This window comes from Bacillus sp. GBSW19 (assembly GCF_002998655.1).
In the GTDB taxonomy this organism is placed as follows: domain Bacteria; phylum Bacillota; class Bacilli; order Bacillales; family Bacillaceae; genus Bacillus.
This window is the reverse complement of sequence record NZ_PVRF01000002.1, coordinates 803,552-828,434: the sequence shown is the minus strand read 5'-3', so window position 1 is coordinate 828,434 and position 24,883 is coordinate 803,552. Positions and strand designations below refer to the sequence as shown.

At 40.5% G+C, this 24,883-nt stretch carries 22 protein-coding genes and 1 riboswitch; of the genes, 10 read left to right on the top strand and 12 right to left on the bottom strand.

The features are described from left to right. The first annotated feature begins 184 nt into the window (after positions 1 to 184). Positions 185 to 1,378, top strand: coding sequence for an MFS transporter (locus C6344_RS13970; protein ID WP_106071271.1), 1,194 nt, complete (start codon positions 185 to 187; stop codon positions 1,376 to 1,378). Positions 1,379 to 1,417: 39 nt separating this feature from the next. Here C6344_RS13970 and C6344_RS13965 read toward each other — a convergent pair whose 3' ends face one another. From C6344_RS13965 to C6344_RS13955, 3 genes are all read right to left on the bottom strand, one after another. Beyond that, complete coding sequence (locus tag C6344_RS13965; protein WP_034660559.1) at positions 1,418 to 2,320, bottom strand: shikimate dehydrogenase; 903 nt, start codon at positions 2,318 to 2,320, stop codon at positions 1,418 to 1,420. An 18-nt stretch (positions 2,321 to 2,338) separates the two neighbouring features. Beyond that, positions 2,339 to 3,520, bottom strand: coding sequence for an MFS transporter (locus C6344_RS13960; RefSeq protein ID WP_066031495.1), 1,182 nt, complete (start codon positions 3,518 to 3,520; stop codon positions 2,339 to 2,341). Between the two features lie 431 nt (positions 3,521 to 3,951). Continuing rightward, positions 3,952 to 4,974: a LacI family DNA-binding transcriptional regulator gene (locus C6344_RS13955; RefSeq protein WP_066031496.1), complete on the bottom strand. Its 1,023-nt coding sequence runs from the start codon at positions 4,972 to 4,974 to the stop codon at positions 3,952 to 3,954. A 261-nt stretch (positions 4,975 to 5,235) separates the two neighbouring features. Next, a riboswitch (glycine riboswitch) is annotated at positions 5,236 to 5,315 on the top strand. 162 nt (positions 5,316 to 5,477) lie between these two features. Here C6344_RS13955 and C6344_RS13950 point away from each other — a divergent pair. Further along, positions 5,478 to 6,824 carry an amino acid permease gene (locus C6344_RS13950; protein ID WP_060597654.1) on the top strand — a complete coding sequence of 449 codons (1,347 nt, stop codon included), beginning with the start codon at positions 5,478 to 5,480 and terminating at the stop codon, positions 6,822 to 6,824. Positions 6,825 to 6,872: 48 nt separating this feature from the next. Here C6344_RS13950 and C6344_RS13945 read toward each other — a convergent pair whose 3' ends face one another. After that, positions 6,873 to 7,553 carry a DUF3169 family protein gene (locus tag C6344_RS13945; protein ID WP_106073022.1) on the bottom strand — a complete coding sequence of 227 codons (681 nt, stop codon included), beginning with the start codon at positions 7,551 to 7,553 and terminating at the stop codon, positions 6,873 to 6,875. Then, entirely contained in the window at positions 7,550 to 7,756 is a 207-nt protein-coding gene (locus C6344_RS13940; protein WP_034323321.1) for a helix-turn-helix transcriptional regulator, read from the bottom strand. Before C6344_RS13940 ends, C6344_RS13945 begins: the two co-directional genes overlap by 4 nt. A gap of 170 nt (positions 7,757 to 7,926) precedes the next feature. Between C6344_RS13940 and C6344_RS13935 the strand changes: the two genes are divergently transcribed. After that, complete coding sequence (locus C6344_RS13935; protein ID WP_066031498.1) at positions 7,927 to 8,550, top strand: NUDIX hydrolase; 624 nt, start codon at positions 7,927 to 7,929, stop codon at positions 8,548 to 8,550. Positions 8,551 to 8,561: 11 nt separating this feature from the next. Here C6344_RS13935 and C6344_RS13930 read toward each other — a convergent pair whose 3' ends face one another. Both C6344_RS13930 and C6344_RS13925 read right to left on the bottom strand, forming a co-directional pair. Further along, complete coding sequence (locus C6344_RS13930) at positions 8,562 to 9,044, bottom strand: DUF4188 domain-containing protein (RefSeq protein ID WP_095285585.1); 483 nt, start codon at positions 9,042 to 9,044, stop codon at positions 8,562 to 8,564. A gap of 4 nt (positions 9,045 to 9,048) precedes the next feature. Then, complete coding sequence (locus C6344_RS13925; RefSeq protein ID WP_106036355.1) at positions 9,049 to 9,600, bottom strand: PadR family transcriptional regulator; 552 nt, start codon at positions 9,598 to 9,600, stop codon at positions 9,049 to 9,051. 234 nt (positions 9,601 to 9,834) lie between these two features. On the opposite strand from C6344_RS13925, the gene C6344_RS13920 reads away from it, so the two are divergent. The 4 genes from C6344_RS13920 (at position 9,835) to C6344_RS13905 (ending at position 15,206) form a co-directional block, all read left to right on the top strand. Beyond that, on the top strand, positions 9,835 to 10,686 hold the full coding sequence (locus C6344_RS13920) for a hypothetical protein (protein WP_142393572.1): 852 nt from the start codon (positions 9,835 to 9,837) through the stop codon (positions 10,684 to 10,686). A gap of 310 nt (positions 10,687 to 10,996) precedes the next feature. After that, positions 10,997 to 12,856 (top strand): beta-glucoside-specific PTS transporter subunit IIABC, encoded by a 1,860-nt coding sequence (locus C6344_RS13915; protein ID WP_106073021.1) that lies wholly within the window; start codon positions 10,997 to 10,999, stop codon positions 12,854 to 12,856. Between the two features lie 4 nt (positions 12,857 to 12,860). Then, positions 12,861 to 14,327: a glycoside hydrolase family 1 protein gene (locus C6344_RS13910; protein ID WP_060597647.1), complete on the top strand. Its 1,467-nt coding sequence runs from the start codon at positions 12,861 to 12,863 to the stop codon at positions 14,325 to 14,327. A gap of 30 nt (positions 14,328 to 14,357) precedes the next feature. Then, positions 14,358 to 15,206, top strand: coding sequence for a PRD domain-containing protein (locus C6344_RS13905; protein WP_060597646.1), 849 nt, complete (start codon positions 14,358 to 14,360; stop codon positions 15,204 to 15,206). A 100-nt stretch (positions 15,207 to 15,306) separates the two neighbouring features. Here the strand turns inward: C6344_RS13905 and C6344_RS13900 are convergent, their stop codons facing one another. Next, positions 15,307 to 16,485, bottom strand: a complete 1,179-nt coding sequence (locus tag C6344_RS13900) for a response regulator aspartate phosphatase (RefSeq protein ID WP_106073020.1) — start codon at positions 16,483 to 16,485, stop codon at positions 15,307 to 15,309. Positions 16,486 to 16,899: 414 nt separating this feature from the next. On the opposite strand from C6344_RS13900, the gene C6344_RS13895 reads away from it, so the two are divergent. Beyond that, complete coding sequence (locus C6344_RS13895; RefSeq protein WP_106036360.1) at positions 16,900 to 17,112, top strand: hypothetical protein; 213 nt, start codon at positions 16,900 to 16,902, stop codon at positions 17,110 to 17,112. A gap of 32 nt (positions 17,113 to 17,144) precedes the next feature. On the opposite strand, the gene C6344_RS13890 is transcribed toward C6344_RS13895, so the two are convergent. The 4 genes from C6344_RS13890 to C6344_RS13875 form a co-directional block, all read right to left on the bottom strand. Further along, the gene (locus C6344_RS13890; RefSeq protein ID WP_060597643.1) at positions 17,145 to 17,906 is read right to left on the bottom strand and encodes an ABC transporter ATP-binding protein; all 762 of its coding nucleotides are present in this window, start codon (positions 17,904 to 17,906) and stop codon (positions 17,145 to 17,147) included. Positions 17,907 to 17,919: 13 nt separating this feature from the next. After that, on the bottom strand, positions 17,920 to 20,247 hold the full coding sequence (locus tag C6344_RS13885) for an ABC transporter permease (protein WP_106073019.1): 2,328 nt from the start codon (positions 20,245 to 20,247) through the stop codon (positions 17,920 to 17,922). After that, positions 20,244 to 21,497: an MFS transporter gene (locus C6344_RS13880; protein ID WP_106073018.1), complete on the bottom strand. Its 1,254-nt coding sequence runs from the start codon at positions 21,495 to 21,497 to the stop codon at positions 20,244 to 20,246. The genes C6344_RS13885 and C6344_RS13880 overlap by 4 nt, the downstream gene beginning before the upstream one ends. Before the next feature lie 72 nt (positions 21,498 to 21,569). After that, a complete protein-coding gene (locus tag C6344_RS13875; RefSeq protein ID WP_106073050.1) occupies positions 21,570 to 22,217 on the bottom strand; it encodes a TetR/AcrR family transcriptional regulator in 648 nt (215 codons plus the stop codon). 161 nt (positions 22,218 to 22,378) lie between these two features. Here C6344_RS13875 and C6344_RS13870 point away from each other — a divergent pair, with 161 nt between their 5' ends. Beyond that, a complete protein-coding gene (locus C6344_RS13870; protein WP_106036362.1) occupies positions 22,379 to 23,491 on the top strand; it encodes a CdaR family transcriptional regulator in 1,113 nt (370 codons plus the stop codon). A gap of 118 nt (positions 23,492 to 23,609) precedes the next feature. Beyond that, positions 23,610 to 24,881 carry a GntP family permease gene (locus C6344_RS13865; RefSeq protein ID WP_106036363.1) on the top strand — a complete coding sequence of 424 codons (1,272 nt, stop codon included), beginning with the start codon at positions 23,610 to 23,612 and terminating at the stop codon, positions 24,879 to 24,881. Positions 24,882 to 24,883: the final 2 nt, after the last annotated feature.

Here is a 24,883-nt window from a genome sequence, read left to right as displayed (position 1 = left end):
AAATAAGAGAGTGAAAAATTGAAGAAATGCTTGATACATGAAGGGCATGTAAGCTGTGAGCTGCATGACATGATGAGATGTATGAACGTGAAGGCTGCAAAGCTGTTCTTCCTCACATATGAGATCTTGTAAGCGTAACCATTATTTGTCACTTCATTGCGATGGTGTTGAGGGGTGTGTCAGGATGAGAAATCCGTATGTGAGAACGGCTTCTAGTCTTTATATCAATTATTTTTTATTAGGTATGGTCAATATTATTTTGGCTTCAAATATGCCATTTTTAATCAAACAGTTAGATACCAATAGTGCGGGAATTAGTTATATGATTTCGGCGCTCGGCATTGGCAGGGTGCTCACGTATGGTCTATCGGGCGTGCTGTCAGATCGTTTTGGGCGAAAGCCGGTCATTTTGGTTTCGGGTGTGCTGATGGCGGCGTTTCTCATCGGAATCCCATTGTCTCCGAATTATCAAATTGCGTTTGCGTTTGCGATTTTGGCAGGGGTGGCGAATTCGGCGATGGATGCAGGAACGTATCCAGCGTTAATGGAGGCTTTTCCTCAAAACTCGGGATCTGCGAATGTGATGGTGAAGGCCTTTATCTCGATTGGGGCAACCATCCTACCACTGGCGATTTTCTTTTTAGCAGAGCATAATTTGTTTTATGGGATGGCATTTTTTGTTCCTGCTCTGATCTATCTTGTGAATGTCTTGATGCTGTGGAGCTTGCCATTTCCGAATCATCGCAAGGTGGAGCAAGTCCAGGTAACGGAGCATGACGGACTTCCGCGCTTCTCGACAGAGCCTACGTTTTGGAGAGAAGGGATTGCACTCATTGTGATCAGCTTTACGTCAAATGGGCTGTATGCGTTGCCGCAAATTTGGCTGCCTACTTACGGTGAGACCATATTGGGGATGGCTTCAGGGAGTGCTGTGAAGCTGCTTAGTTACTATAGCATGGGCGGGCTGCTGTCTGTCTTATTGCTCGCATTTCTTTTGCGACGTTTTGTCCGTCCAGTCACTGTGCTGCTGATCTATCCAATCATTACACTTGTCTCCATCTGTGTCCTATTGGTCGTGAAATCCCCAGTCATCGGAACTGTCAATGCCTTTGTATTGGGATTCTCAACAGCCGGTGTTTTTCAGCTGACGTTAACGGTGATGGCTGAATTCTTCTGGAAGAACAAAGGAACGATGACAGGGATTATCTCCACAGCCGGCGGGGTGTCGGCTATTGTCATTCCGGTCGTAACAGGTTTAATTGAAAGTCACTCGACCATTTTACAAATCTTTCTGTTCGATGCGGTGGTGGCAGTTGTCGCTATTATCGGTGCACTGTATATTCTGTATCGATACCGCCAAATCATGGTCCATGAATAAAAAAGACGACCTCCGCTCAGGAAGTCGTCTTTCTTTTGTTTAGAAACGGTCATTTTCAAAAAGAATTTGTTTCACTTGATCAACTGGCATATCTTCACCAGTAAAGAGTTTGTAAGCAAGTGCACCTTGCCATAGCATCATGCCAAGACCGTTAATGGTTTTGGCACCAGCTTCCTGTGCTTGCGCAAGGAGCTTTGTTTTTTGCGGGTTATATACGACGTCTGTCACGATTAAATCTTCACGCAGGACATCAAGTGTATCATCGATGATGCTGAGCTGATCTAGTGGTTTCATGCCAAGGCTTGTCCCATTTGCTAAGATTGCACTTTCAGCTACTTCACGGCGGAAAGCGTCTTTGTCTTCAAGTGGGAAAATGTTCGCTTTGACACCAAATGATGTCATTTCGTTGTTGATGTAATTTACATTTTCTTCTGCTTGAACAAAGTATTGATCATTACGAGCAAAAATACTAATTTCACGAATACCTGATTGTGCAAGCTGAATGGCAATCGGTGTTGCAGCTCCGCCAGATCCGACTAGTGTGACCTTTTGACCAGCTAATTCAACGCCATGTTCAATCAAGTTTCTCACGTAACCAAGACCATCTGTGTTGTAGCCAATCAGTTTGCCATCTTTGTTTACGACGGTGTTACTTGCACGTGTGTATTTTGCAGAATCATCTAGTTCATCTAAGTAGTCTAGCACTTTCATTTTGTTCGGCATAGAAACATTAAACCCAGCTGCACCCATTGCTTTCATACCGTTGACAGCTGCTTCTAGTTCCTCATTCCCTACTTCAAATGCGAGGTAAGCGTAGTTGATCCCTGTTAGTGTATAGCCAAGGTTATGCATACGTGGTGACAGGCTGTGTCCGATTGGTGTAGCAAGAAGGCCTACTAATTTGGTTTTTCCATCAATATTACGTTCATGTATGTTTGTCATGATTGACATCTCCTTTAATTATCTAAACAATTTTTTCATGCGTCCAAGAACAAAGACCGCTAACAATACGCTAATAACCGCAATGATCATATCGAAAAATAACGTCATTTTAACATCGTACGTGCTGACCAACCCGCTTGTAATGAGCGGCACAAGAATAAACGCTGAGCTTGCCGCAATGTTGACGTATGATGAAGCCGTTGCTTTGTTTGTAGGGAATAATTTCATCATAATACTCATCGCCAGCTGGAAGATCCCTGCTGTAAATAATCCTAAGAAAAAGGTGCTGACAATGACAATGCTATACGTTTCAATTTGAAATAGTGAAAGCATGGCAAGAAATGCTCCAACTGGATAAATGATTGCGACCATAATCGGCGAAATGAATTTATCTAATACAATTGAGAGCAGTAGAACTGACACAAGGGCACCAATACTAAAATAAGAAAGAAGCTGTGTCGCTTGTCCTGCACCAAGCCCAATCAATTTCAATCCGAGCTGTGGAAGCCACGTTTGCCATACGACAAACAATGCAGTAGACGTGAATCCCATGAGCACGACGGCTAAGCCTTCACCCAACATTTTAGGTTCTTCCTTCATTTGTTCCTGCACTGGAAGGTCATCTTGTGAAGAGACTTGCTTATGGTTCGGGAACGGCATAAAGATCAAGTAAATCCCTACAAGTAAATAAAGAAGTCCTAGTCCAAAGAACGCCCAGCCCCAGAAGATGTCATGTGCAATAAGGAACGCCAAGATAAATGGAAGAACAGTCGCTCCAATTGAAACGGACGCCTTCACTAAAACAGAAGCTGAACTTGCCTTTTTAGGAAACGATTCTGTCAAAGCAGGATATGTTCCCGAATCAAGTAATGAGTTTGCAATCCCGGCTGAAATCGCAAAGATAAATGCCAATGTATAATTCGTTGTCGTTGGAATACCGATTAAGAATAATAAGTAAAGAAAGTTCCCTGTAATAATGACAGGCTTACGTCCCCAGCGGTCTGCTAACCGGCCAGAGAAAAAGAGAGCAATCAGTTTACCAATTCCGATCGCCGATACAAGCAAGCTGATTTTCGTAATATCCACATGGTAGCGTTCAGATAAGCTATTCATATTGGACGCTACAATGATATTGATCATGCCGAGCATGAAGTAATTTAAATACATGCCGAGTGATGATTTAATATAAGGATTTTTCATGTTCCCACTCCTATATTTGCAACCCTTTTAGGGTTAAATTCTTTGTATGTCGGTTGTTCTTTCTATGAGTGTACATAAAGCCCATCACAACACCCCTTATGTGATTGATGTAAAATAATGAATATTCATCTGTTCTTCAATTGAGTACATCGTTCTACTAAAATATAAAAATAAAAACAGCCTTGATAAGAAAGTGAATCTTCATAATTTGATCAGAATCAGAAAAGTCCACTTTTAACTGATGTTGAATAAAAACAACGATACACAGAAATAGGTATAACGATATACTAAAAGAAGCAACGAGATAAATATACTCCTGTGTTTAAAATGTGTCAAGTTTATGACTTTGTGATTTAAAAAAAGAAAAATGAAACAAAGAAATGATTGACTTGCTCAATAAAAAAGAGAATTGCTGTACACAATTCTCCTTTTCACGATGAGGTAGAGGTTTCTCTGATATGAAGTTGAGGCTTTAAGATCAATCGCTGCAGCTCTTCATCCTGCTCGTTCATTTTATGATATAAAAGGTTCGCTGCTTTTACCCCGATGGACCGTGGGAATGAAGAGACAGTGGTGAGCGGCGGGTGATACATTTCCGCTTCAGGGATGTTATCGAATCCAACTACATCGATATCTTCACCAGGCTTGATGTCACGTGATGACAGTCCTTGAATGACCCCAAACGCAACTAAGTCACTAAAACAAAAAATAGCAGTAGGAGGATCGGGCTGATCGATGACTTGGGCGAGTGCTTCTTTCCCGCCTTCACGAGTCGGTTCCATATCAATAATAAGAGATTCATCAATTGTTAGGTTTGCCTCGTCGTGGGCTCTTTTGAACCCTTTCATTCGGTCGATCCAAGTCGAGGAGGTCTTGATGCCGCCTAAAAAGGCAATGCGCCGATGTCCCTTTTGAAGAAGATGATGGACCGCCATCCAAGCGCCTTGTTCATAATCAGCACCGACATAGTCACAATGCACATCCGCTAATTCACGATTTGCCAGTACTTTTGGGGTACGAATTTGATTTAATTGTTTGACCGTCCGAGCAGAGCTTTTCGAAGCTGGGTTTAAAATGATCCCGCCAACTCGGTGCTCTACCATGGTAGAAATGAGCCGTTCCTGCTTATCGACACTGTCAAAGGTTGTCCCAAGTAAAACGGTATAGCCCAGTGATTCAAGTGTGGTTTGCACGCCGATTAAAAACTCAGAAATAAACGTGTTTGAAATATCCGTGACAATCACACCTACAATATTTGAACTTTTTGACCGCATGTTAGCAGCGACGCGGTCATACACGTATCCTAATTCCTCCATAGATTGCAGGACTTTTTTTCGAGTGGCTTCAGAGATTCTTGGGTTGTTTCGAACAACGAGTGAGGCCGTTGAAGTCGATACACCGGCATGACGGGCGACTTCCTGTAATGTGACACGCTGTTTGTTCATTTTTTTCATTTATCTTCACCAACTTCAATGGATTGCCTAACTTGCTTCATGGTCAGGATGGATTTCTCCATCAAACGAGCCGAACATCTTTTGATTTATTATACCTTAATGAGGGGTATTGATGAAGTGAAGTCAGCTAGAGTGACAGAAATCATAAAAGATTTCCATTGACAGCTTTCTTCTAGAGGCGTAAAATATGAAATTATTCAGAAATAGCAACATTTTAAGTAAATAATGAAGGCTATGATTGCTGTGGGTCACACTATGGCAGGAGCAGCTTCTGGAGAGACCGCATGTATGTGCGGCGCCGAAGGGTTCACAATCTCAGGCAAAAGGACAGAAGAGTACGAAATATTGTATTTGTAATGCATGGATGACGCCGTGTATTGCTTTTCTCTATTTTGCTATTCTTTTATGACCGTGAGATTGGAGCGCATCCAATCTCTTTTTTTATGGACTTTTTGAGGGTTCATTATTTCAGTATAAGATCGTGTCGTAGGAGGGCGTTAGCATTGGCACAACAAGAATTAAAACGAGATTTATCAAACCGCCATGTTCAGTTGATTGCAATTGGCGGAACCATTGGAACTGGGCTGTTTTTAGGCTCTGGAAAGGCCATTCAATTGGCAGGTCCATCGATCATTTTTGCTTATTTAATTGTCGGAATGGCGATCTTTTTTGTCATGAGGGCACTTGGTGAATTACTCTTATCGAAGGCGGGCTATCAGTCATTAACCGATATTGCAGAGGACTATCTCGGTCCTTGGGCTTCCTTTGTGACAGGGTGGACATATTGGTTTTGCTGGATTATGACAGCGATGGCGGATGTCATTGCTGTCGGAGTGTATGTGCAGTACTGGTTTGACATCCCGCAATGGATTCCTGCCATCATTTGTTTGTTGATTTTACTAGGGTTTAATTTATTAACGGTGAAGCTTTTCGGAGAAATGGAATTTTGGTTTGCGTTGATTAAGGTCATTACGATTCTATTACTGATCGGCGTTGGAATTGTCCTTTTAATCATGGGTTTTCAAACAGATGCAGGTCCGGTGACGGTAACGAATCTTTGGTCACACGGCGGATTATTCCCGCATGGTGTCACAGGCTTCTTACTGTCATTCCAGATGGTAATCTTTGCGTATGTGGGAGTGGAACTGGTCGGTGTGTCCGCAGCAGAAACAGCCAATCCGCAAAAAAACATCCCGTCTGCGATTAATAAGATTCCATTAAGAATTCTATTTTTCTATGTGGGTGCCATCTTTGTTTTACTATGTATCAACCCATGGACTGAGCTCAGTGCATCAGAAAGTCCTTTTGTGAAAACATTTGGGCTGATTGGGATACCAGTAGCAGCGGGACTTATTAATTTTGTTGTCTTGACGTCTGCGGCTTCGGCTTGTAATAGCGGTATGTTCTCAACAAGCCGTATTTTATATAATCTCAGTCATCAAAAACAGGGACCAGCTTCCTTTGGACGTCTGAACAAGCACGCTGTTCCAAGTAATGCACTATTCGTTTCAACGATTGTGGTATCGGTCGGTGCTCTTTTAAGCAAGCTGATTCCCGAACAAGCCTTTGGTATTGTCACAACCATCAGCGCCATTTGTTTCATTTGGGTATGGAGTATTATTTTAATTTGCCATTTGAAATATAAAAAAACACGGCCTGAACTGCATGCGGCATCTACTTTTAAAGCACCGTTCACACCTTTTGTGAACATTTGTGTTCTTGTGCTCTTTGCTGCCATTCTTGTGATCATGCTGTTTGCGGATGCAACACGTCCGGCGCTCTTATTAACACCGGTTTGGTTTGGTTTCTTATTATTGATTTATGCACGAAAGAAACGCCGTGCGTCATAATGGACGGAAAAAAGCACAGCCTTTGCATTAGGCTGTGCTTTTGTTCATTTAACGATTTCTAATCCTGAACATATAATTTGCATTCAAAATGATTAAAACAAGTCCAATCACCATGATTGAGAAGAGCTGAGAGTGATTGGCCCCAAGGGAATACACAATCAAAATAAACATGGCACCGATCAACAGGATATTCATCAATTGATATGTGTGAAACAGTCCGCCAAGCATCACATGCTTTTCACCTTCGTCAGAAATATCGAGCAGCTTTTTACTATAATCTTTGTCAGATGGGCTTGGTAGGTTGCGATTAGGGTAGACAAGCTTTAGAACAGATATCGATATATATGAACTGATAATGGTGACGATAAATAAAGCAGCATTGACCAGAATCAGCCAGAGTGGCTGCTCGGTGACGATCGCGATACCGATGGCAACAATGGACAAAATGGTACTTACCGTATTGGCTAAAGTCAAATCAGTAAAGGTCCGATATTGTTTTGCTTCCAGTTCATCCTCCTCATCGCCAGATACCGAAAGTGATACTCTTTTTTTCATACGTGAAACCCCTGAAAAACAATAAATAATCAATAGAATCGTCAATCCGCTGATGACAAGAGTCGCTTCGAATGCAACATCAAGAAGTGTCATCTCAAATTCGGCTGCCAGCAGACAGTAAGCGCCGAGAAAGCCAAGGAGAGCACCTAAGAGCATTTTGTATACAGTTTTCATGTGAGTTCATCCTCCTCGAATAGAAAAATACGTTCAATGGGTTCCTGAAAAATTCGTGAAAGCTTAACAGCGAGCAAGAGAGACGGCATTAATTCATCTCGTTCCATTAAGCTGATGGTCTGACGAGAAACCTTTGCACGCTTTGCAAGCTCAGTTTGGTTCAACCCATCACGCGCACGAAGCTCTTTTAGCCGATTTTTCATTCTGTCACCTCAACTTTGATCGAAATCTTTCTTTGATTGTAAAGCATTGTATTCAATTTGACAAGTATAGTTGTCAAATTGATAAAAATAATTGTCAGAAAGATCATCTTTAATCAAAAGGTGAACCATGATACGCTAAAGGAAAAAGAAACAGAAAACAGGTGATGTCCGTGTTCATTGACCAATTAAAAAATGACTTACATCAATCACAACCGTTATTTATTGGAGAAGAGACAGCGTTCAAAGCTGCGGTCCTTGTCCCTTTGGTGCAAGTAAACGGGGAATGGCATATATTATTTGAGGTGCGATCGCTGATCATGAGAAAACAGCCGGGAGATATTAGCTTCCCTGGTGGCAAACTCGACGGCAGCGAAACAGCACAGGAAGCTGCACTGCGAGAAACACATGAAGAGCTGGGTATTCCACCAGAATCGGTGGAGATTCTTGGACAGCTCAGTCCTTACATTGCTTCTCCATCCTTCGTGGTCTACCCATATGTCGGGATCATTGATGAACAAAAAGTGAAACACTCCTTCAATCAAGAAGAAGTAGAAGAGACCTTTACCGTGCCTCTATCATGGCTCAGCCAATATGAGCCGTACTTACATCATGTACCCGTTCAGCCAACACCAGCTGAGGATTTCCCTTATGAAAAAATCATGAATGGTGAGAAGTACCGCTGGGGGAGCCGATCGATAGAGGAATGGTTTTATGATTATGAAAACTACACCATTTGGGGATTAACAGCCCGCATATTAAAGCATTTTGTGACCGTTGCAAAAAGAAATTCCTAGAGATTCGCTCTCTAGGAATTTGTTGTTTTCAGCCGTTCTTTCGCTGTTTGTTTTCCTTTACCAATTGGAATAGGAGCTCTCGCTTGGCTCAGTCCGTAGGAAGGCATGTTCATATAGACGGATTCATACGAGCCGGCTTGAATTTGATAGGTTTCATGATAAATGCCCACTGCGTCATTGTTCTGAGCCTTCTGATGGAAGTTCTTCCAAGCCGCCAAATGTTTTTCCATCTTCGCATAGGCAAGGAGGTCATCTGTTGATTTCCAATATTGGATCATCGCTGTCGTGCGTAAGCCAAAGTAATTCTCTGTCCCGAGGAAACCAAGCTCATCTTGATGGGTATACAGCTCTTTGATCATGCCAGGCATCGCCATGAACACAGGCAGCCATTGATGAACCGCCCAGCGTTTGTTGATCCGCATGCCGATGATGAACACAACAATCGAGTCAGAATTTTCTGTTGTAAACCTGCCAGCACGTATGTCTTTTTTCATTCATTTACCCTTCCTTTTTCATCAAATGGGATGTTTCCACGCACCAATCAATTCCTGCTTGAGCCACTCTTTTTCCGTAATCTAAAGTAAACAGCCAATACTTCGCATCCACTTCATCTGGATAAAGCTCTTGAATGTTTTCTTCAATCGAAACATAGGTCTTATAACGGATACGAAGCTGCCTTTCATAATCCTGTAGAAGCACCAGCTTTTTCTCAAACGAAAGATATTGACCGAAGAATAACTTTAATAACACTTCATTTCGTTCTGTTGGTAACTGATCGAGCGGCTGCGCTAACCACTGCCTTAACGTCTTCAGCCCTTTTTCAGTCAAATGATATTCCCGCTTGTCTGAGCGACCAGACGTAGAAGCGGGTGAAACCTCAGCAAGACCTTCCTCGACTATAAACTTTAAAGCTGGATAAATTTGTCCATAACTAATTTTCCAAAAATGATGCAAGCTCTTATCAATTAATTGCTTCACTTCGTACCCTGACTTACAATCTGTCGTTAAAATACCTAAAATTGCATACGTCGTATCATTGTATTTTTTCATATCAGCACACCTATCTAAAAGATATATCAATTAGATATATAATAAATTTGAAATGAATAAAAAGCAAGAAAATAATAATTGATAGATTTATATTTTTGAAATACAGGAGATAAATCATAAATATGGTAATATATACTTGATGTGTAAAGTACTTGCGCATCTATTCATAAAAGAATGGAGGGTGTACAAATGAAGTTGAGGAACATAGGAATATTGTTCATGATTGTTGCACTATTGATTGGTGTTGGAAGTTTTGGAGGAAACAAAGCATCTGCTAAAAAAGAATCACTGAATCAATCTTATGCATATGCTTATAAAACAAAGGACAATGTCAGTTGGCTGAAGGTGACTGAAAAGAAAGGCAAGGTCACGGGTTACCTAAACGGTAAGGGTGTTAAGATTGATCCAATTGAACCTTTTATGGTGAAAACAAAATACAAGCTAACGGGGAAAACCACCAAAAAAGGATACAAACTTAAAGTCCAACAAAAGAAGAAAACAATCGTATATGACATCTATTTTTCTGGAAAAGATCTCATGGTCAAAAAGCAAGGAGCAAAGAAAAGTAAACGCTATCAAGCTGTTGATGAGAAGAAATTAAAAGAATACAAAAAAGCCATAGATAAGCGCTATGATGAGTACGTGGATACAGCAGAAGACCGTTACTATGAGATCATAGGGAAATACACAGATAATTTAAATAAAGCCTACGGCTATCTGTATACAGCAAAAAACAATTCATATCAAATTTTCCTTGATATCGAAGAAGCCGTTTTTGAAGGGGATTTTTCAGGGGCTATTACAATCTCCAAAGCCACAGGGAAGAAAAGTAAGCCATTGAAAAAAGAAAAATATCAAGCAGTAGGAACCACAGGTTTTAAAAACTTTTGGGTATATCCCACACCAAAAATAAAGTGTGGCTTGTCTAAGATGATAGGGTCATCTGATGTAGAGGCTTCCTATATTGAGTTACCGATTTGGAAAAAGAATGAAAAAATGAAACTGAAAGCTGTGAATAAGAAACAATATCAAAAGCAAGAAGAAGCATTTAAAAATGCCGCAAAGAAAAAAGCAAAGAAAAAATAATGATAATAATTAAGTCAGATAGGACATTTGAGACTATCTGACTTTTTCGATTTAAATTTCCTCTAAAGTAAAATGAGGTCGTTTTGATGACATTAGACTTGTAAAAAAATATTTTTTAAATTCAAAAATATATGTTGACGCTTACATTAACTCAATATATACTAAAATCAAATCCAATATTGATAAATTAGACATGTGACTGGTCATGCAGGCAGGATCTAAAAACGATGAATTTCTTTAATTTGTCGTTTTAGGTCCTTTTTTTATTGCCGAAATATAGGTCTCATGTATGAGAAAAGGGGGAGAAAAAATGGATTACACACAGGTTGCCAAAGACGTTTTACAGCATGTAGGTGGCAAAGAAAACATTGCGCACCTTGAGCACTGTTCAACAAGACTTCGCTTCACACTGATTGATCAGAAGAAGGCAGATGTACCGGCTCTAGAAAAAACGCCAGGTGTCATAGCTGTCAGAATGTCAGGTCAATGCCAAGTGGTCATTGGGAATGACGTCATCGAAGTGTATCAAAAGTTAACAAGTTTAATAGGTAGCAGCTCATCAGGGAAAGACGCGCCTTCCAATCAGCCAAAAGAAAAAAGAAAAGCAGGCACAGTTCTGTTAGATTTCATTGTAGGTGTCTTCCAGCCGCTTGTTCCAGCTATCGCAGGCGGAGGGATTTTAAAATCATTTCTTCTCCTTTTCTCTTTATTAGGCTGGATGGATGCAAAGGGCCAAACCTATCAAATATTGAACATGGTAGGGGACGCACCTCTTTACTTCCTCCCTTTACTAGTCGCTGTAACGACTGCCAATAAACTAAAAGTAAACCCACTGGTCGCATTATCAGCAGTCGGTGCGCTCCTTCTTCCGAACATGACGGCTATGCTTACTGAAGGTGCGCAATTGATGACATTCGACGTAAAAAATATAGCTTATGCGTATCAAGTGTTCCCAGCAATCCTTTCTGTATTGCTTTACGCTCAAATGGAAAAATTCTTTACACGATTTTCACCAAAACCAATTCGGATTTTCTTTGTCCCAATGATGTCATTGGTCATTACTGTACCAGTTACGTTACTTCTATTAGGACCGATTGGTTTTACAGCAGGACAAGGTTTTTCATCCATCATTCTTGCAATGTTTAATACAGTAGGCTGGGTAGCTGTCGCAATTTTAGCAGCAGTCCTCCCATTCATGGTCGCATCAGGTATGCACAAAGCAATGGTCCCTTATGCAGTCACAACGATGGGAACCCTTGGGAAAGAAGCACTTTATTTACCAGCATCACTTGCGCATAATATTGCTGAAAGTGGAGCGTGTTTCGCTGTGGCACTACGCACAAAAGACAAGGTACTCAGATCAACAGCTATTTCGGCAGGGATTTCAGCATTTTTTGGCATCACAGAGCCTGCTTTGTATGGTGTGACACTTCAAAATAAGCGGGTCCTTGGAAGTGTCATGATTGGTTCGTTTGTTGGCGGAATCTTCATTGGATTAGTTGGTATACAAGCCTTTGTACTTGTTGGCCCTGGATTAGCAAGTATGTCGATGTTTATCTCAGATGAGCTCCCGCGAAATCTGATGTTTGCTGTCATTGGAGCAGTCATTTCGTTTATTGTCGCCTTTATCGCTGCTTTTGTATTAGGTAAGGATAAAACAGGAGAAGAAAAGACAAATGATCAAGCTGCATTTGCTGAACAAATTGGGGCATGTGAAACATTCAAAAGCCCTGTGATTGGTCAAATGATCTCTCTATCTGAAGTAAAAGATGATATTTTCTCTTCAAAGGTCATGGGTGAAGGAATTGCCATAGTACCTTCAAAAGGAGCGCTTTATGCACCAGTAGATGGCGAGGTGACCTTGCTGTTCGAAACAAATCACGCACTTGGTATGAAAACGGACCAGGGGGTTGAAGTATTATTCCACATTGGCATCGATACCGTTCAGCTGGAAGGACAGTATTTTCATCCAAAAGTGCAGGCAGGAGAACGTGTTCAAGCAGGAGATTTACTGATTGAATTTGATGTAGAAAAAATCATAGCAGCAGGATATGATCCAGTTACACTTGCTGTAATCACAAATACAGATCAATATGATATAAAGGTACAGCCATTACAAGAGGTCAATCGTCAAGATACATTGATGGTTGTCACACAATTAGGAGGCTAATCATATGACAACAATTAAAGGTTTTCCAAAAGGATTTTTATGGGGCGGCGCCATTGCCGCCAACCAGGCAGAAGGCGCCTGGAATATAGATGGAAAGGGACCATCAGTTGCAGATATTGCAATGTATCGTTCCAATTTAAGTGTAGAAGATTATGAAGGACATCTTGCTGTTACTTCTGAAAATATAGATCGTGCAATAAAGGATCCAGACGATAAAAAGTACCCAAAACGCAGAGGTGTTGATTTCTATCATCACTATAAAGAGGATTTGGCTCTATTTGCTGAAATGGGCTTTAAAACACTTCGCATTTCTATTGCATGGAGCCGGATCTTCCCTACTGGAGAAGAAGCTGAACCGAATGAAAAAGGGCTGCAATTTTATGATCGTGTATTTGCCGAAATGAAAAAACTCAACATAGAACCGATTGTGACACTCTCTCATTATGAAATGCCTTTAGCCCTTAGTGTGAAATATAACGGCTGGGTTGAAAGAAAAGTGGTCGATCTCTTTGTGAAGTTCGCCAATGTTTGTTTCGAACGTTATCAACATGATGTGAAATATTGGCTCACTTTTAATGAAATTGATAGTATACACCGCCACTCATTCATTACTGCAGGAATTATTCCTGATCGTTGCCCAGAAGGAAAAGTAGAAGAGACGGTGTATCAAGCGCTTCATCATCAATTTGTCGCATCTGCTCTTGTAACAGCAGATTGCCATCGTATTATCCCAGGCAGCCAGGTTGGGTGTATGCTGACAAAATTGACAACGTATCCGCATACATGTCATCCGAATGATGTGGAACAAGCCTTGAAACAAAACTTAGAAAACTACTTCTATGCAGATGTTCAGGTGTTTGGCGAATATCCGCCACTGATTACACGTATGCTTGAGAGAAAAAATATTCAAATTCATATGGAAGCAGATGATCTAACCATTCTAAAAGAAAACACAGTAGATTTTATCTCATTTAGCTACTATATGTCTTTAACTGAATCAGCCCAAGAAGGATTAGAACAGACAGAAGGGAATACGATTCGTGGAGTCAAAAACCCTTATCTTCCTTCAACTGACTGGGGCTGGCAAATTGATCCGGTTGGTCTGAAAATTTCTTTAATCGAATTGTATGATCGCTATCAAAAACCTCTTATCATTGTCGAGAACGGAATGGGTGCAAAGGATGTAGTTGAAAGTGATGGCTCTATCCATGACGACTATCGTATTAACTATTTTAAAGAGCATTTCCGTCAGATGAGAGAAGCGATTGAAGAAGGCGTCGATCTCTTTGGATATACGAGCTGGGGCTCAATTGATATTATTAGTGCAGGTACATCACAAATGTCAAAACGCTATGGCTTCATTCACGTAGATCAAGATGATGATGGTAACGGAACCTTAAAACGATCTCGAAAAGACTCATTTTATTGGTACCAAAAAGTCATTGAGACAAATGGTGAATCGCTTGATTGAACACCACAATCATGAAAACAGGTGATGACGATGTTTAAAATCAAAAAAGTTTTAAACTCGAGTGTGGTCCTGGCTGAAGATCAGAACCATCAGGAGATGGTTTTGTTTGGCCGAGGGATTGGCTATGGACAGAAACCGGGTCAAATGATAGAAGAGAAAAAAGCGGACCAAGTCTTTATGTCAGTCGATAACATGAGAGCAAAAGAATTTCTTCAACTGTTAGATTCAATGCCTCAAGAGTTTATCGATTTAACTCAGCACATCGTCCAATATGCAGAAAAACGGTTAAATTCAAATCTAAATTCAGGTGTTTATTTTACCTTAATGGATCATTTGAATTTTGCTGTCGAACGACATAAAAAGAATATTAATATGACGAATCGCGTGTACTGGGAAATCAAAAATTACTATACTGAAGAATTTGAAGTAGGGAAGTACGCACTTGAGTTAGTAAATGATACATTGGGCATACAATTACCAAAAGAAGAAGCCGCCAATATCGCCTTTCACTTAATTAATGCATTAGGTGAAGAATCTGATTCGAAAGATGGCATGAAATATGCCAAAATGATCGGGAGTATTGTCAATCTTGTGCGCTATACATTGAATATGAAAATGGACCAAGAGAATATTCATTACAGTCGGTTCATTACACATGTGAAGTTCTTTGTAGAAAGATTTTATGCAAATAAATTACTCTCAGATCAAGAAAATGAGTTGTTTGAACAAATTGCACACTTGTATCCTCAAGCGATGGATGTTGCTTTTAAAATCAAAGATTATATTAAACAGGTGCATAGTATCGTCATTCCTAATGATGAGCTTACTTATCTTGCGGTACATATACACCGCCTCATATCTTATCAGCAATTAAAATAATGGTGGAACCACTTGCCTTATGATCAGGCAAGTGGTTCTTTGCTATGACCAATTTTTATATTAAGTTCCGATAGGTCGTTCTGTTGTACCAGCATTCGTCTCATTTAACGAATTGAAAGACGCTGTTTGTCCAAAAACAACGATGGTTAAAGCGATGATCAATAAACTCATTTTTTTCATTAGAATTCCTCCAGTCAAGTATAGGATGGTTCCTGTGATAGGCTTCCTTTAAAAAGAGATAGGCTTGATGAATGTCATCCAAATCCTCAAAGTGTTTTGCAGCTAGAGCACTTAATTCACAGGCACCTTCAGCATCCTTTAATTCTTTTAGAATGCTGATTTCATCGAAACAGGCTTGAGCTTTTTGAACCATATCTTCAGTAAAATATAGATGGTAAAGCAAATTCATTTTTGCTGTATAGATGGGGCATTTCTCTGATTCATGTTTTTGGTTGACCAATTCGAAGTAATAGAGAGCTTGTGTTCTTTCATCAATAGAGAGCAGCTCTTTGACTAACATAAACATGGAGTGATGGAAATAGCACGATGAGAGGTAGTTTTCATCACTTAGAGCCTTTTCTAGGGCATCGATACATTTTTTCGATTCTCCAGCTTCGGCATACAGAATACTGATATTATGAAAAAGCTGTGAAGTTAGAAAATGATCATTTAGACTGTCAGCTATGTGTATTGCTTTTTTGTAGTAGTTTTCTGCTCTTATGAAGTCGTTAATGTCCATATAATTAGCAGCGGCGATAACAAAGGCTGTCGCTAGTCTTCTTTCATATCCTTCATGACTTTTGAAAATATCTATAGCATTCTGAATATAGTGAAGAGAAATTAGGCTTTGACGAAGTAGCATATATAAGTTTGCGATTTTCGTATGAAATTCTGCTACTTCTATTTCATCCGGAATGTTTTGCAGTTTTTTCTCGGCAATTTTAAACAGTCCAATGGCTGATGCATAGTCCCTGTTATATGAAGCGTAAAGGGCTTTGTATAGGTAAAAATAGTATTCAATTAAATCGTTTGTTTTAGAGGGGCAATCTAGCTCTGTCTGTTCATTCAGTTTTTTACCTCTCCGTTCATATAACATGAGTTTATACTTGCCTTCTAGCAATGAATAATAAGTCAAGACCTCCTGATTCTCTTCCATTTCTTGAAGTAATTGCTTTAATTCTGTGTACATTGCGTTAGCACTGTGTACATCATGCTTGCGAATCGCAATTCGCCAATCATTTAAACGGTTCCCCACCTGTTCAGCAGAAATGATAGCCATGAAATTTCACCTCTTTAAGATCCTTTCACCTGTCTCACTAAAAAACGATATCACAATTTTTGGAAGAATATAATCATTTCTGCGAGGTGATTGCCAAGAGGTAATAAAAAGGACCTAAGGTCATGTGATGTACGAAATTGTAATGGTGATTGAATGTTTTTACAAATGATTAAAATCTTTTTTTAGTCGTCTAAAAAAGGGATATATACATTGGGTTTTATGATTATGTTCGAAAATATCACCGGTATATTACAAATAAAGTGATTTTATGTAATATATTGGTAAGTTGGAAGGTCGATCTGTTAAAGAAAATCAGTTATGATGATGCTAGATCAAATTTGGAATAGAAACTGATAGAAGCAGACAAAAGTAAATGCCAATCACAAACACTAGTCTATTAGAAAGGACGTTGATATGAAAAAAAGATTTCAAATCTTAAACGGGCAAATCACAGTGATCATGACGACGCTGTTACTCGTTTTAGTGACTCTGTATATGTCAAAGAGATACTTTTATAGCAAAGAAATAGAGTTACTGACAGAATCTTGTCAACAAGTAGGCGGCAAAATCATATTAGAAACAAATCGTTTTTCGATGGATTATTCGTTTGAGTTCCAGAAAAAGTAAAACAGGCAGCTTTCTGCCTGTTTTTACTCCAATTACAAACCTAAATTTTGCAGCCATTGATTTAATCTAAATTCTCGATTCTCGGCAGTTGAGTCATCATATCTCCCTAAATGTAAGCTGGCTGTTATTTCTCCGTCATTCATAAACATGATTCTTTCAGAACGAAGAGCAACCTTTGGGTCATGTGTGACAAGCAGTAGTGTTGCTCCTTCAGAATGGATTTTCGAAAATATATTCATCACTTCCTTCGTTGCATTAGAGTTAAGAGCACCTGTTGGTTCATCAGCGAAAAGAATGTCTGGTTCATTCATAAGCGCTCGACAGATAGAGGCCCTTTGAAGCTGACCTCCTGATACTTCTGACAAATATCGATCTGCTAAATGATCAATATCAAGTTTTTCCATTAAATATCTAGCTCGTTCATTCACTTCTTTTCTTGGCTTTTTCTTTGTTAAGTAAGCTGCAGCAATGATGTTGTCAAATAGATTAAGATTTTTTAGTAAGTGGCTGTGTTGAAAGACAAATCCCATATCTGTTAAGCGCAGAGCAGTTAACTGTTTGTCTGTCATTTCTGATAGTAATCGGCCTTTATATTTGATCTCACCTGTTGAGGCTGTTTCTATCCCGCTAAGTTGATAAAGCAAGGAAGTTTTCCCGCATCCGGAAGGTCCCATAATGGTCACAAATTCCCCAGGCTTTATCGATAAATGGATATCTTTAAGAATGATTTGTTTCTGTCCTTTTAAAGAATCGATTTGCAAAGACAATCGCTTTGTTTCAATCAAGTGTTCCATGTGAAACATCTCCTTATGAAAGTGTATGACGTGTAGTTTGATTAGTAAAAAACGTCTTCAATAACGAAGCGGTTAAAGCTAAGCTGACAATCAACAGTGTGATTGGGTACACAACTGACACCCATTGTGGTGCCAGCCACTGCAGGCTTGATGCCCCTAGGGAGGCTCCACCTACACTCATCAAAGCTGGTCCAATCGTATGGACAGCGATCGTACCAATAAAGGCGCCCAAAGAGATAACGACGATAAAACTTGTGATATATTGTGCTGTTACATCTTTTTTAGAAAATCCAATCATTCTTAACATGTGGTTTTGACTTGAATCTTTCGTTTTTAACATGTGCAGAAACATGAATAGCATCAAACTGGCGGTTCCAAAAGCAGCTAATGTAGACAAAAATGCAACGATTTTTACTAAAGAGGCTGTGCTGCCGATTGTTTGATGAACGTATTCTTTCATATCTGTCACTTTTGCAGGAGATATCCCTTTTTCAAATACTGTCTTTTTCTCCGCAATTTCTACTCCTTGTTTTAGTTGGATTTGAATGGTTTTCCAAAGGGCTGATTGGGAAAATGGCTGTGATATTGCTTTGGCTGTTTTGCCGCCGTTGGTGACATCCTGATAAATGCCAGTCACTGTTTTTTGAATTTCATGCCCGTTTGTTACGAGAGTGATTTTTTCTCCTACCTTTTTCTGGAGTGAATCTGAACTTAGTACTGATAAGGCAATTTCTTTATTCTTTAAAGGCTGTCGCCCTTGTAAATAGGTGAGAGGAAATGCTGAGAGATCACCTGTTTCTAAATAGAGTGTTTCTAATGTATTCTCCTTTGATTTTGCCTGAAGAGAAGTTGTTTCATATATGGCTGATGTATGAATATCCCGATCTTCACGAATCATTGATTCTATTTCATTTGTATTTTCCTCTAGATGATTTCCTTGTCGTATATCAATTCGAAGGTCACTTTGACCAGAGCCAAGATATGTGATGAAATCCGGCGATTGTAAGGTGTGCCATAGCTGAATAGGCAGCAGCATCAAAAATGTACAAAGCGCGATAATACAAGTAATCGTTGTGTACAACTTCTTTCGTGATAACAGATCTTTTAAACCAAGCCAAATATTGACCGGGATGAACCTGTTTTTCTTGAGATGTAGGGGTATTTGTTTTTTATCATTCGTTGAAATGGCGCCGCCTTGAAGTGCTTGAGCGGCTGATACTCGACCAAACTTTCTTAGGACAGCATAGCTGCAAGAAATGACGATCATTGCTATCACTATAGAAACACAAAGCGGGATGAACCAAGAAGTAAAAGAAGGCTGATTCCCCATGTATCGCTGAATATTGGCCGTAAACATATCACCAAATAAAAGCGTTAACCCATATCCTGCTATACACCCTACACAAGCAAGCACGGCATACTTTCCAACGTATAATTGCTTGATTCTTGTTAAAGGAATCCCAAGCACCTTCAGTATTCCAATTTCACGTTCGTCCTCTTCTATAGAAGCTGTCATAGCAAGATGGAGAGAGAGAAGGGCTATACCGATAAGTAGCATGCAAACAAGCAGGAGAATGGCAATCACCAGTCCATCTGTCAATGCATTCAGCATACGGAGCAAAGGTAATGTGACAGCTGGACCTTGCTGTGGAAGCTGTGATGACTGGTAGATTGCTTGAAAGGCATCTGCCTGAGCGGCATCATGCAGTAAAAATTCAATTAAATATTCCTTTTTATGAAACACTTGATTCATTGCGTCCCAATCCTTGTGATGAAGAAGGAATCTTTTCGAACTAACAAGACTGGGGTTCATTTGTGCATCTCGCAAGAACGCTTTGATGCGGAAAGAGAATTGATTAGACCCTTTCCCAATCAGTAACGTTTCTCCTATCTTGAGATGATACTTTTGTTGAAAATAGATAGGGACAGCCACTTCACCTTTATTGACAGTGAGCTTTTCATTTTGTTCATTTAAAAGAAAATCAAAATGACGATTTTGTTTCACAAATAAATGATCCATCACACCTGCTTTGGCGGGTTCATGTCCGAACTTGATGTTTGCATGTTCAATTGGAATCATTGGGACGATTTGATGTGCTTTTACCATGGACTGCTTGTTTGAAAATGCTTCAATGTCTTTTTCATTTAGGCTGCCGTCATGCATTTGGACAAAATCTGGTGCCTTGGCTGAATGGAGCAGATTAGAAATGGAACCATTCAGCTGTACTGTCATTTGAGCGGCGTTTGTTGCGAGAAATGATGTCAACATAATACAAATGGTTAAACCGATGGAAATGAGACGGTGGCGGGTTAAGTCTTTCTTTATAAACGTCAGTCTCATGAGGCTGATTCTCCTTCATGTTGAAGCATATTTTTTGTTAAGTAGGCAAGGGCAAACATGAAAGTGCTGACTATTAGCACCGTCACATACATGTTGGCTGAAAACGTATTGAACAAGAATCCATACATCATTTGACCAAGCGGGGCAGCACATTGAGAAACCATTGTCATGTTCGCCATCACTTTTCCTAATTGACTATTTGGCGTTTTCTTTTGAACATGTGAAATTACAACGATTGAGATCATTGTAAGCAGCATAGCAATTGGAAGACATCCTGCTAGAAAGAGAAAATAAGCTGGATAAGTGCCAAATTGAAGAGCTGTGTTGGATGTTGAGAATGCGACAGGTAGCAAGATGATCGCGATGACGATCAGCCAGCGATATAAAGTAGGTATCTGCCAATGCTTTGCTACAAGTCCAACTAGCAGAGCCCCTGCGATCACAGCGAACTCAATCAAGCCCATGCCTATTCCATACATGATGTCACTGCTTTTCATTGTGACCCTTAAAATGATTGGACCACCCACGATAAAAAATGGCGTGAGGATGAAATTTAACATTGCAGCAAGCAGCATGGCTCTTTTTAAAAATGGCTGACTGCCAATATAGGAAAATCCCTGTTTCATATCTATTATGAGCACTTTGCCCATAGTTTCCGTTAGCGGGCTAGGTGAGAAGGATATGTTTAACCGTAAAAGCATGCATGCTGATAGAAAAAACACGATAGCACTGGCACCTATGATGGATTGACTTCCAATCAGTCCGTACAGAACCCCGCCGATAATAGGAGCGAGAACACCTGAAAGTGCCTGCACGCCATTGACGATTCCGTTTGCTTGTTCTAATTGTTCCTGTTTTACTAACTGTGGAATGCTGGACATCACAGCAGGAGCATAGAACGTACTCATCACACCAAGAAGCACCATGACCGCTCCGATCATATAGAGTGAATCATTTCCTGAGAATAACCAAAAATAAAAAGCCAGAATCATGATGCCGGTGAGAACATCAAATAAAATCATCAAGTTCCTTCTGTTAAACCGGTCAGCGATTGCTCCTGCTAAGGGAGAAAGAAGGAGTGGGATATTGGATAAAGCGAATAGTAAGGCATATAAGTCAACACGCTGCGTCATATCCAGTACGTGTAAAGATATAACAAACCGAATTAAGGAAGAACCAAAAACGGAAATAATTTGTCCGAGAACGAGGTACATAAAGTGGGATGAACCTCTTTTGGATAACAAAGACATGAGTATCACTCTCCTTTTAGACCGACCGTCAGTCTATAATGTATGCAGGATTGGTATTGAAGTGACCAATCACTAATTCTTTTCATCCAGCTCTCCAGTTAATCGCTTTAGAAGAAAGGAGAAGCTCCCCTTTTCTGCATGTAATGAGGATTCGAGGATATCGATAAAAGCTAGAGCGCGCTGTATACTTTCTTCGGCTGTCCATTGAAAAAGGCCCTCATCAAATATGACCTGCGCAGAAGCAAGAAGGAATTCAACCGTTTCTTGCGGGAACTTTGTTTTGAATGTTCCTTCTTCCACCCCTTGCTGAATGACGTCTGCCAATACGGGTGATAGTTCTTTAATCGCTTTGATTAAGCTTTTTTGGTGCATCTCTGCATTAGAAGGCTGATGGAATTGTTCAATCATCCCCTGTTTATTGCTTCCTTGCTGAGGCGATTGTGCCATGATGATACGAAATAGTTTGTCGACGACTGGAAGGTCTGGCTCAGCCGCAATACGCTTTGCCACGATGATATCTGCTTTGATGATCCTGTCAATAATGGCATCCATCACTTCTTCTTTGGATGAAAAGTAATAATAAAAAGTGCCTTTTGCAATGCCAACAGCTTTCAGAATGTCGATAATCGTTGTTTGCTGATAGCCTTTGGTAGAAAAAAGCTCTTCGGCTGCGTTTAAGATGTCACTTTTACGTTCTTCAGGATGTTTAACGGTTCTCATAAAGCCATCCTTTCTTTTGACTAGACTGTCGGTCGATCCTTTGATTTGATTAAACACTTTTCAATGTCCCTTTGTCAATGCCTCATTTTTGAACACTTTGCATTTATTGTGCAATGACACTATGATACATTGAATGAAAACAGCCTCAGGAGAGATGCCTCATGCAATTTTTAACTGCTGAATTGGCGCAAGAAATGGTTGAACGTACGATGCGTATTTTAGATAAAAACATTAATGTGATGAATGCAGATGGTGTCATAATTGGTTCTGGTGAACGAAACAGGATTGGTCAGAAACATGATGGTGCACGACTTGTGCTGACAAGCGGGAACAGTATGGAAATTGACCATGAGGCGTCCTTACGCTTAGAAGGAGTGAGACCTGGAATCAATTTGCCTATTTGCTTTCGTGAACAAGTAGTTGGTGTGATTGGAATTACTGGTGAGCCAGAGGACATTCGGCATCATGCCGAGCTGGTGAAAATGGCAGCTGAGCTTGTGTTAGAGCAGTCTTTTCTGCTTGAACGAATTCAGTGGCGGCAAAGAATAGAGAGTGAAATTGTCAATCAGTTAATTTCTGATTCGGACGTTGGTGATCATCAGCTAAAGAACCGAGCTGCATGGCTGGGAATGGATTTAGATAAGCGCCGAATGGTCATCGTTTTTCAGCCAGTTCCATCCTCGGAAGACGCTGTGCATAAAATGATGCATGCGATTCAATACGATAAGAATGCGGATGATTTGCTTGGCATGACCTTTCGTCATGAATTGGTTCTTTTAAGGCAGCCGATCCCTGATCATCGTTTAAAGCATGTGGCAGGGCAGCTGCAAAGAACAATGGAAAAAGCAGTAGGAGGTCAGGTGCTGGTGGGGATAGGGACTGTCGCTGACGACATAAGCCGGCTGCCATTGTCTTTTGAGCACGCAAGAGATGCCTTGAGGTTGGGGAAAACTCTTGATTCCGAGGAGAGTATTTATTTTTTTAAATCTTATCAGTTGGAAAGGCTATTCCTCACTGCAGGAGCTGTTGAAGAGGAGATTAGATGGACTGACTTTTACAATCCATTAACACAGGAAGCGGAGCTCGCCCAAACATTAAGGATTTACATTGAAGAGGGCGGAGATTTACAAAGAATTGTTGATCGTTTATTTATTCACCGGAATACTTTGCGATATCGTTTAGATAAAATTCAAGCATTGACCGGAAAAAATCCCCGTCATGTGAAACAGTTGATGGAGCTTTATATGGCGCAGTTGATGAGTCAACTATCTTGATTGTGCATATGCACAATGGAATGAAGGGATAAATTAAAAAAATTCATCTAGATTCACAACCCGATCCCCACTAGTAAACGCTTACAATTGGAGAAAGACATTTTGGGGGAGATCGAGGATGAGTGGAGATGTGACAGTAAGTACACTGGGAGCCGTGACGGCGCTTGTGATAGCGATTGTTCTTATTCTAAAAAAAGTATCACCTGCATATGGCATGCTGGCAGGTGCCTTCATAGGCGGCTTGGCAGGCGGTGTAGATATTGTTCAGACCGTCAACGTCATGATGGAAGGCGCTAAGGATATGATTCCGGCTGTCCTCAGAATTATGGCGGCAGGTGTACTAGCTGGCGTTTTGATTGAGTCGGGTGCAGCTTTAACTATCGCCGAGGCTATCGTGAAAAAGCTTGGAGAGGCGAGGGCGTTATTAGCACTCGCACTGGCAACCATGATTTTAACAACAGTGGGCGTTTTTGTAGATGTAGCTGTTATCACGGTAGCGCCCATTGCACTTGCCATTGCCAAACGGGCAAAGCTGTCGAAAACGGGGATTCTACTTGCCATGATTGGAGGCGGGAAGGCAGGGAATATCATGTCACCGAATCCGAATGCCATTGCCGCTTCTGATGCTTTTGGTGTACCGCTTACTTCAATGATGGCTGCGGGTGTCATCCCGGCTGTGTTTGGATTGGCTGTTACATATGTGTTAGCCAAAAAGCTTGCAAAAAAAGGGACACCTGTTCTTGAAGAGGAAACTGCGCAAAGCAAAGTTCAAGTGCCAGCTTTTTTTCAAGCACTTGCGGGTCCGCTTGTCACCATTTTATTGTTGGCTTTAAGACCGCTTTTTCAAATCAATATAGACCCAATGATCGCCTTACCGATCGGAGGCATTGTAGGCGCTCTTTTCATGAAAAAAGGGAAGTTTCTCAATGATTATGCGATATCGGGGCTTCATAAAATGTCGGGTGTAGCGATTATGTTATTAGGGACAGGCACACTAGCAGGAATTGTATCGAATTCTTCCTTAAAAGATGTGTTTATTCAAGCACTCGATGCATCGGGATTACCTCCGTATTTACTTGCACCAGCTTCAGGGATATTTATGTCAGCCGCCACCGCTTCGACAACAGCAGGAACGGCGGTAGCGAGTGGCGTATTTAGCGGTACATTAATTGGCCTTGGCGTATCTGCTCTTTCAGGAGCAGCCATGATTCATGCTGGGGCAACAGTGCTAGATCATATGCCGCACGGGAGCTTTTTCCATGCCACAGCAGGAAGTGTTCAAATGAACATCAAAGAGCGGTTGAAACTCATGCCATTTGAATCGTTAATTGGTTTGACATTAACCGTCGTATCGACCATTATATTCGGCGTTTTCCAGTTGTTTGGCTGATG

What these genes read in the sequence shown, in the direction of transcription:
- C6344_RS13875 (WP_106073050.1), bottom strand. Translation starts at nt 22,217, where the DNA reads ATGAGAACCGTTAAACATCCTGAAGAACGTAAAAGTGACATCTTAAAC.
- C6344_RS13940 (WP_034323321.1), bottom strand. Translation starts at nt 7,756, where the DNA reads ATGAAAAATCGGCTAAAAGAGCTTCGTGCGCGTGATGGGTTGAACCAA.
- C6344_RS13955 (WP_066031496.1), bottom strand. Translation starts at nt 4,974, where the DNA reads ATGAAAAAAATGAACAAACAGCGTGTCACATTACAGGAAGTCGCCCGT.
- C6344_RS13945 (WP_106073022.1), bottom strand. Translation starts at nt 7,553, where the DNA reads ATGAAAACTGTATACAAAATGCTCTTAGGTGCTCTCCTTGGCTTTCTC.
- C6344_RS13870 (WP_106036362.1), top strand. Translation starts at nt 22,379, where the DNA reads ATGCAATTTTTAACTGCTGAATTGGCGCAAGAAATGGTTGAACGTACG.
- C6344_RS13960 (WP_066031495.1), bottom strand. Translation starts at nt 3,520, where the DNA reads ATGAAAAATCCTTATATTAAATCATCACTCGGCATGTATTTAAATTAC.
- C6344_RS13890 (WP_060597643.1), bottom strand. Translation starts at nt 17,906, where the DNA reads ATGGAACACTTGATTGAAACAAAGCGATTGTCTTTGCAAATCGATTCT.
- C6344_RS13970 (WP_106071271.1), top strand. Translation starts at nt 185, where the DNA reads ATGAGAAATCCGTATGTGAGAACGGCTTCTAGTCTTTATATCAATTAT.
- C6344_RS13865 (WP_106036363.1), top strand. Translation starts at nt 23,610, where the DNA reads ATGAGTGGAGATGTGACAGTAAGTACACTGGGAGCCGTGACGGCGCTT.
- C6344_RS13930 (WP_095285585.1), bottom strand. Translation starts at nt 9,044, where the DNA reads ATGAAAAAAGACATACGTGCTGGCAGGTTTACAACAGAAAATTCTGAC.
- C6344_RS13900 (WP_106073020.1), bottom strand. Translation starts at nt 16,485, where the DNA reads ATGGCTATCATTTCTGCTGAACAGGTGGGGAACCGTTTAAATGATTGG.
- C6344_RS13965 (WP_034660559.1), bottom strand. Translation starts at nt 2,320, where the DNA reads ATGACAAACATACATGAACGTAATATTGATGGAAAAACCAAATTAGTA.
- C6344_RS13895 (WP_106036360.1), top strand. Translation starts at nt 16,900, where the DNA reads ATGAAAAAAAGATTTCAAATCTTAAACGGGCAAATCACAGTGATCATG.
- C6344_RS13925 (WP_106036355.1), bottom strand. Translation starts at nt 9,600, where the DNA reads ATGAAAAAATACAATGATACGACGTATGCAATTTTAGGTATTTTAACG.
- C6344_RS13880 (WP_106073018.1), bottom strand. Translation starts at nt 21,497, where the DNA reads ATGTCTTTGTTATCCAAAAGAGGTTCATCCCACTTTATGTACCTCGTT.
- C6344_RS13885 (WP_106073019.1), bottom strand. Translation starts at nt 20,247, where the DNA reads ATGAGACTGACGTTTATAAAGAAAGACTTAACCCGCCACCGTCTCATT.
- C6344_RS13905 (WP_060597646.1), top strand. Translation starts at nt 14,358, where the DNA reads ATGTTTAAAATCAAAAAAGTTTTAAACTCGAGTGTGGTCCTGGCTGAA.
- C6344_RS13910 (WP_060597647.1), top strand. Translation starts at nt 12,861, where the DNA reads ATGACAACAATTAAAGGTTTTCCAAAAGGATTTTTATGGGGCGGCGCC.
- C6344_RS13915 (WP_106073021.1), top strand. Translation starts at nt 10,997, where the DNA reads ATGGATTACACACAGGTTGCCAAAGACGTTTTACAGCATGTAGGTGGC.